Here is a 6,895-nt window from a genome sequence, read left to right as displayed (position 1 = left end):
GGTAACCACAGCTTCCCAAATCCGAGACGGATGAACAACCTATTGAGACATCACAGCTAGGCCCGAGATCGAGATGGGAATTTCCTTGGCGGCGCTGCCCGAGTTGGTGGTCTGCCAGATGCCCGTCCCGCTGCCCGCGTACGTTGTGGCGCTGGTGGCGGCGCAGGACTGACAGGCAGGCTCAACGGCGCTGATTGGGCTGCTCGGAGAAACTGGAGAGGCGCTGTCTCCTCCACCACCGCCACAACCGGCAATGTGCAGTGAAATCAGGAGGGCAGACAAAAGTGCAATGCGTTGTTGAGATATGGATAGATTGACCATAAAAGTACGTGCGAATTCAAACCACGGTCTTGTGAACAGTGGTTGATCTTGAGAATTTGGAGTGTCCGTAGACGGTGACTTCAACCCCGATGCATGAGCAAGGTTGAGGCACGGCGATATGCAGCCGTGCAATGCAGTGCGGTTGAGTTAAATCAAGCGTTGATGTTTCCTCCCTCCCTGCGCAATCGCGAGTGACATCGACCCTTTTGGTCGGTCATGCACGCGTTTTGTGAAGTTGTTTGCGCGACGGCAAATTGCCTTCAAGCAGTTTGCCGGGAGTGAGTCGTGGCCGGTGTGGGCGGGGACAAAGAATCGCTATGAGGGAACAAGGCGTCCCTGAGAAGGAAGCAATGGCAAAAAGGCCGAAACGGGCTCAGCCCCGCGAAGTCGCCTCCAACCGCCGCACGCCCGCCAGCGTTGCGCCTCTGGTTTGCGTGCCCATGCCCTGGAACCCGAAGTTCATTGCCGGTTGTTCACCGTGGATGAGTTCGGCCATCGCTTTGCCCGAGCCCGCGCCATGCGTCCAGCCCAGCGTGCCGTGGCCGGCGTTGATCCACAGCTTGCGCAGCCTGGTGCGGCCGATCAAGGGGATGTTCGTCGGCGTGGCGGGGCGCAGGCCGCACCAGAACTGCGGGTCGCCACCTTCATCGGCCGTGCGGGTGTCGGCCACACCGGGGAACACTTGCTCGATGCGGCGCACCAGCATGTCGCAGCGCTTGCGCGCCAGTGGCGTGTCGAGTGAGAGGTCGAAGCCGCCGAGTTCGATGGTGCCGGCCACGCGAAGCTGGTTGCCCAGCCGCGAGACGGCGCATTTCATCTGGTCGTCGAGCAGGCTCACCGAGGGCGCGCGCTCGGGGTTCAACAAGGGCAGGGTGGCGCTGTAGCCTTTGCCAGGGTAGATCGGCACGTTCACACCCACCGACGCAAGCAGCGGCGTGGAGTAGGAGCCACAGGCCACGACGAAGGCGTCGGCCTGGAGCACGCTGGCCAGGCCGGTGATGCGGTCGCGCACGCGCACCTGGCGCACTTCGCGGCCGTCGCTTTCCAGCTGTTCGATGTCGTGGCCGAACAGCAGCCGCGCGCCGCGCTGGCCGCACAGGGCCGCGAGTTGCTGTGTGAACACGCGCGCGTCGCCCGATTCGTCGCTCTGGGTGTAGGTGCCGCCCACGATGCGATCGCCAAAGGCCTGGAGCGCCGGTTCGATGGCGAGCAGTTCGTCGCGTGTGACCACGCGGCGCTGCACGCCGAAGCGCTGCATCACCGCGGCCGCGTCGGCCGCGCCATCGAAGGATTTCTGGTCGGTGTAGTAGTGCGCAATGCCGCGTTCGAGGCGGTTGTATTCGATGCCGGTCTCGGCCACCACGTCTTTCAGGGCCGCATGGCTGTAGGCGCCCAGCGCCACCAGTTGCGCCACGTTGCGCACGAAGGCCTTGTCGTTGCACTGGGCCAGGAACTGCAGGCCCCAGCGCCACTGCGCCCAGTCGAGCTGTGGGCGGAACAGCAGCGGCGATTCGTCGGAGAACATCCACTTCAGGGTTTTGAGCGGTGCGTCCTTGTTGGCCCAGGGTTCGCAATAGCTCACCGAGATCTGCGCCGCGTTGGCGAAGCTGGTCTCCAGCGCGGCGTCGGGTTGCCGGTCGACCAGGGTGACCTCATGACCGCGCTGCAGCAGGTGCCACGCCGTGCTGACGCCGATGATGCCCGCGCCCAATACCGTGACTTGCATGATCCGCTCCACAAAAAAGAGGTGGTGAATGCGCCGCAGTATGGAAAATATCGGGTGCTTGGTGAAGCGAAATTAAACTAAAATCGCATTCATCAGAATGACTTATGTGCGGGTCACAAGCCGCGCACGCCGCTCTCTGCCGGAGGTTTCCCATGAGCACCTTTGATCCAGACGCCCTTGAATGCCTGGCCGCCATCATCGAAGAGGGCGGTTTCGAGCGCGCTGCGCAGCGGCTCTCGATCACGCAATCCGCCGTCTCGCAGCGCCTGCGGGCGCTGGAGGCGCAGGTCGGCACGGTGCTGATCGTGCGCAGCCGCCCGCTCAAACCCACGGCGGCGGGGCAGCTCATGCTCAAGCACGCCAAGATGATGCGGCTGTTGCGCGCCGACCTGGAGAAGGACCTCAAGGAACTCGCGCCCAGTTCCACCGGCAACGGGCGGGACGACGAGCGCATTTCGGTGGCGATCAACGCCGACAGCATCGCCACCTGGGCCTTGCCAGCGCTTGACGCCCTGGCGCAGGGCGGCCTGCCGATCGAGATCATCACCGACGACCAGGAGTTCACTCACGAGTGGCTGCGCGAAGGTCAGGTGCTGGGCTGCGTGACCTCGCTGGGGCAGGCCTTGCGGGGTTGCAAGATGGAAGCCCTTGGCACCATGGACTATGTGGTGGTGGCGCAGGCCGCCTACGCCGCCGAGCATTTGCCCAAGGGCCTGAACGCGCACAACTTCCACAAGGTGCCCTTCGTGGCCTTCAACCGCAAGGACAACCTGCAGCACGGCTTCGTGTCCAAGGCGTTCGGTCTTTCGCGCGTGATGCTCAAGCAGTTGTTCGTGCCGTCCAGCGAAGGCCAGGTGCGCGCGGTGATGGCGGGCTGGGGCGTGAGCGTGCTGCCCGAACTGCGCGTGCGCGATCTGTTGGCCCGCGGCGAGCTGGTGAACCTCGCGCCGCGCCATCGGCTGGGCGTGGCGCTGCATTGGCATTGCTGGAACCTCAACTCCGACGTGCTCGATGCGCTGAGCACGGCGCTGCGCGTCGCCGCCGCCAAAAATCTGCGGCCGACCGATAAGAGCCTGGTGTGAAAAAGCCCCGCCAGGGCGGGGCTTGCGGGCGGGGTTGGGCAGGCCTTATTTGGGCATGATCACCGTGTCGATCACGTGAATCACACCGTTGTCGGCGGCAATGTCGGTTTTCACGACGTTGGCGGCGTCCACCTTCACCCCGCCAGTGGTGGACACGGTGAGCATGCTGCCTTGCACGGTGGTGACCATGCCCGGCTTCACGTCCTTGGCCATCACCTTGCCTGGCACGACGTGGTACGTCAGCACCTTGGTGAGCGCTGCCTTGTCTTTCAGCAGCGCGTCCAGCGTGGCCTTCGGGATTTTGGCGAAGGCTTCGTCCGTCGGTGCGAACACCGTGAACGGACCCGGCCCCTTGAGGGTGTCGACCAGACCTGCGGCCTGCACGGCAGTCACCAGGGTCTTGAATGAACCGGCGGCTACCGCGGTGTCCACGATGTCAGCGGCATGAGCGGTGCTCAAGGCACCCAGGGCGAGCAGCGAAGCGATCAGGGTCTTTTTCATGGTGGAGTCCTTCCATATTCAAGTTGGGTCAGCGCGAAATGGCACGGGCCGGCGCGAATGTTAGCCTTGTCGGTAAAAAAAGATACTGATCAGTCACTTTCCGACTTATTGGTATGGTTATCGACGAGGCCGTCGATTTCGGGCAAAATTTGAGTTCTGTCAAAAGGTCGTCCATGGTCAGCGCCGTTCTCAAATCGCCCCCCGAAACCTCACTCAAGCGCAGCTTCCGCGCCCAGATGCACCTGGCGCGCGAGGACGCGATCATCACGGCGGTGAACCGCCTGCTGGCCGAAAAGGGCTTCGAGGCCATGACCCTGGACGAGGTGGCGATCGAGGTGGGCATCGCCAAGGCCAGCCTTTACAAGCATTTCTCCAGCAAGGAAGACCTCGCGGCGGCGGCCATGGTGCGGGTGATGGAGCGCGCCCTGGCGTTTCTTGACAGGCTGCAGGGCGAGTCCACCGGCGCGCGACCGATCGATCAGCTCAAGGCCGTGGCGCGCTGGACCATGGAAGTGCAACTGGCCGGTGAAATGCCGTCGCTGCCGAGCGAAAACTCCAGCCTGCGCGCCGCGCTGACCACCAACAAAGCCTACGTGGATGGCCTCATGGAGGTGAGCGAGCGCCTGGGCGCCTGGATCACGGCGGCGCAGGCCGACGGCAGCCTGAACCCGGCCCTGCCGCCCATTGCCGTGCTCTACACCTTGTACGCACGCGCCTGCGACCCGGTGCTGGGTTTCCTCAAAGGCAGCGAGCAGTACGACAACGAGCAGATCATCCAGATGGTGCTGAGCACCTGCTTCGACGGGCTGCGGGCGCGCTGACGGCGCTGGTCGCACGACCATGAAAAAGGGCCGCATCTGCGGCCCTTTCTGCGTGAGAGCGGGGGATGTCAGCGCACCAGCAGCACCGGCACACCGCAGTGGGCCAGCACCTGCGTGGCGACCGAACCCATCACCAGGTTGCCCAGGGCGCTGTGGCCGTGCGAGCCCATCACCAGCAGGTCGAACTTGCCGCCGTCGGCCGCCTTGGAAATCTGCTCGCCGGGCGAGCCGACCTTGTGGATCGCCTTGGCATCGATGCCATGGCGCTTGAGGAACTTGGCCACCGTGCCGGTGACCTTGGCGGATTCTTCCTCGTAGTACTCGTTGGCCGCCGCGGCGCCCACGGCCGCGCGTGCGCGGGGTGGCAGCGGGGCTTGCACGGTGATCATCGAGAAGCTGTTGTTCGAGCCGAACATCTCGCCGTGCGTGGCCAGGTAGGCCAGCATCTTCTTGGTGTAAGCGCTGCCATCGACAGCCAGCAGAATCTTCATAGGTTCTCTCCTTCTAGGTTGAATCAGTGCGCAGTGTATGTCCTTGGCACACAAGGACCTTGCGCTGGCTCAAACAGCGGCAAGGCCCGGTCGCGCCGGCACGTCGATCAGCTGGTCCGGCAGAAAACCGTCCTGTTCGTTTTTCACCGCATAGCCGAGCGGGTTGGCCACGATGCGGCAACGCCCGACCTGCACGTCCGTGGGGCAATGCAGGTGCCCGTGCAACCAGAGGTCGGCCTGTGGCAGCCAGGCGTCCAGCCCGTTGCAGAAGCCGGCCGTGCCCGGGCTCAGGCCGTAGCGTGGGTCGGCGCTGTGCAGGGTGGGCGCGAAGTGGGTGACGACGACGGTGGGGCCGTCGAACGGTTCGGCCAGGGCGCCGCGCAGCCAGTGCTGGCACTCCAGGGCGAGGGCGCGCATGGCCTCGGCGTCGAACAGTTGCCCGTCGCGCTGGCCGGCCATCTTCACGAGGTAGTGGTTGGCGGCGCGGTAGGCCTTCTCGCGTTCGCCAAGCACGTCGTAATCGCTCCACAGCGTCGTGCCCACGAAGCGCACGCCCTGCATCACGCGCGTCTCGCGCTCCAGCCACATCAGGCCCAGGCGCTCACAGGTCTCGCGCAGGCGGTGATGGGCGTCGTCCACATCGAGCGCGTCGTACTCGTGGTTGCCCGGCACGAACAGCACGGGTACCGGCCAGTCGGCAAAACGGCCCAGGCCCCAATCGGCTTCGTTCATGGCACTGCCATCGCGGCGCAGCTGGTACGAGCCGACATCCCCGGCCAGCACCAGCAGGTCGGCACCCGGTGCCGGCGTGGGCACAAAGTCGGGGTTGGCTTCGAGGTGCAGGTCGCTGAGCAGCTGGAGTTTCATGCGCGCATTGTGGTCCAGGCGCTCAAGCCTTGGGCTTGCGGGGGCGTTGCGGCGGTGGTGCGTTGCTGGGTGGGGCAGGACGAAAACCGATGTTGGCGGCGCGCGCCACCGTTTCCCGCAGCCAGCGGTGCGCCGTGTTCTGTGTGGCCTGGCGGTGCCACAGCGAGTCCACGTGCACGGGGGGCACCTGCAGGGGCAGGTCGCACAGCGCCAGCTCGTGCTCCATGCCGGTGGCGCCGACGAAGTGGCGCGGCAGCACCGTGAGCAGGTCGGTTGTGGCCACCACCCTGCCGGCGGTGAAGAACTGGTTGACGGTGATCACGACGCGGCGCTGGCGCGAGACAGCCGCGAGCGCCTCGTCCACGAAACCGAAAGGGCGGCCCGAGAAGCTCACCAGCATGTGGCGCGCATCGCAATAGCTGTCCAGGCTCAAGGGTTGGCCGGCCAGCGGGTGACCGCGCCGCATGACGACCACGTACTCGCCGTCGTACAGGCGCTGGTGGTGGAAGTGCGGGTCGTTTTCCTGCAGGTGCATGGCGCCCAGTTCGGCCAGCACGCCGGGAAAGTGCCCGATCGCCAGATCCACCGTGCCCGACTCCAGCAGGCCGCGCGGGTCGCGCGTGGTCAGCGGCAGCACGCGCAGGTTCACGCCGGGCGCCTCGCTTTCCAGCAGGTCCATCAGCCCGGGGATGAGCTTGGCGGCGGTGGCGTCGGCCATGGCGAGCACGAAGGCGTTGCGCGCGCTCGCCGGGTCGAAGGCGCCCGGGGCGAGCGACTCGCGCAGCATGTGCAGGGCATCGCGCACCGTGGGCCACAGGGCCAGCGCCACCGGCGTGGGCTCCACGCCGTAGCCCGAGCGGCGCACCAGTTCGTCGCCCATCACCTCGCGCAGGCGGCGCAGCGCATTGCTCACCGCAGGTTGCGTCATGGCCAGGTTGTGGGCCGCGCGGGTGAGGCTGCGCTCGGTCATCACCTCGTCGAAGACGCGCAGGAGGTTCAGGTCAAGGGTGCGGAAATTCAGGCCATTTATCACCCGAGTGAATATAAGACATCACAAAGATAAAGTGGCTAAATACTAGGGCAAAC

Annotated in this window: 8 protein-coding genes; 2 read left to right on the top strand and 6 right to left on the bottom strand. The window is 65.2% G+C overall.

Translation table 11 applies throughout. The annotated features are described in order from the left end of the window. Positions 1-39: 39 nt before the first annotated feature. Together ACODTB_RS11175 and ACODTB_RS11170 are read right to left on the bottom strand one after the other, a co-directional pair. The gene (locus tag ACODTB_RS11175; RefSeq protein WP_488929339.1) at positions 40-321 is read right to left on the bottom strand and encodes a hypothetical protein; all 282 of its coding nucleotides are present in this window, start codon (positions 319-321) and stop codon (positions 40-42) included. A 373-nt stretch (positions 322-694) separates the two neighbouring features. After that, positions 695-2,047, bottom strand: a complete 1,353-nt coding sequence (locus ACODTB_RS11170) for a D-amino acid dehydrogenase (protein ID WP_291120446.1) — start codon at positions 2,045-2,047, stop codon at positions 695-697. Positions 2,048-2,199: 152 nt separating this feature from the next. Between ACODTB_RS11170 and ACODTB_RS11165 the strand changes: the two genes are divergently transcribed. Continuing rightward, positions 2,200-3,129 carry a LysR family transcriptional regulator ArgP gene (locus tag ACODTB_RS11165; protein ID WP_291120444.1) on the top strand — a complete coding sequence of 310 codons (930 nt, stop codon included), beginning with the start codon at positions 2,200-2,202 and terminating at the stop codon, positions 3,127-3,129. A 45-nt stretch (positions 3,130-3,174) separates the two neighbouring features. Here ACODTB_RS11165 and ACODTB_RS11160 read toward each other — a convergent pair whose 3' ends face one another. Next, complete coding sequence (locus tag ACODTB_RS11160; RefSeq protein ID WP_291120442.1) at positions 3,175-3,630, bottom strand: fasciclin domain-containing protein; 456 nt, start codon at positions 3,628-3,630, stop codon at positions 3,175-3,177. Between the two features lie 173 nt (positions 3,631-3,803). On the opposite strand from ACODTB_RS11160, the gene ACODTB_RS11155 reads away from it, so the two are divergent. Beyond that, complete coding sequence (locus tag ACODTB_RS11155) at positions 3,804-4,451, top strand: TetR/AcrR family transcriptional regulator (protein ID WP_291120440.1); 648 nt, start codon at positions 3,804-3,806, stop codon at positions 4,449-4,451. A 68-nt stretch (positions 4,452-4,519) separates the two neighbouring features. Here the strand turns inward: ACODTB_RS11155 and ACODTB_RS11150 are convergent, their stop codons facing one another. The 3 genes from ACODTB_RS11150 to ACODTB_RS11140 all read right to left on the bottom strand — a co-directional run bounded on the left by ACODTB_RS11150 (position 4,520) and on the right by ACODTB_RS11140 (position 6,839). Then, complete coding sequence (locus ACODTB_RS11150; RefSeq protein WP_291120438.1) at positions 4,520-4,942, bottom strand: universal stress protein; 423 nt, start codon at positions 4,940-4,942, stop codon at positions 4,520-4,522. A 69-nt stretch (positions 4,943-5,011) separates the two neighbouring features. Beyond that, complete coding sequence (locus ACODTB_RS11145) at positions 5,012-5,809, bottom strand: metallophosphoesterase (RefSeq protein WP_291120437.1); 798 nt, start codon at positions 5,807-5,809, stop codon at positions 5,012-5,014. A gap of 22 nt (positions 5,810-5,831) precedes the next feature. After that, positions 5,832-6,839 carry a LysR family transcriptional regulator gene (locus ACODTB_RS11140; protein WP_291120448.1) on the bottom strand — a complete coding sequence of 336 codons (1,008 nt, stop codon included), beginning with the start codon at positions 6,837-6,839 and terminating at the stop codon, positions 5,832-5,834. Positions 6,840-6,895 lie beyond the last annotated feature (56 nt).

It is taken from the genome of Hydrogenophaga sp. FG152 (assembly GCF_057809615.1).
Note: the sequence above shows the minus strand (reverse complement) of the source record. Positions and strands in the feature narration are given on the sequence as shown.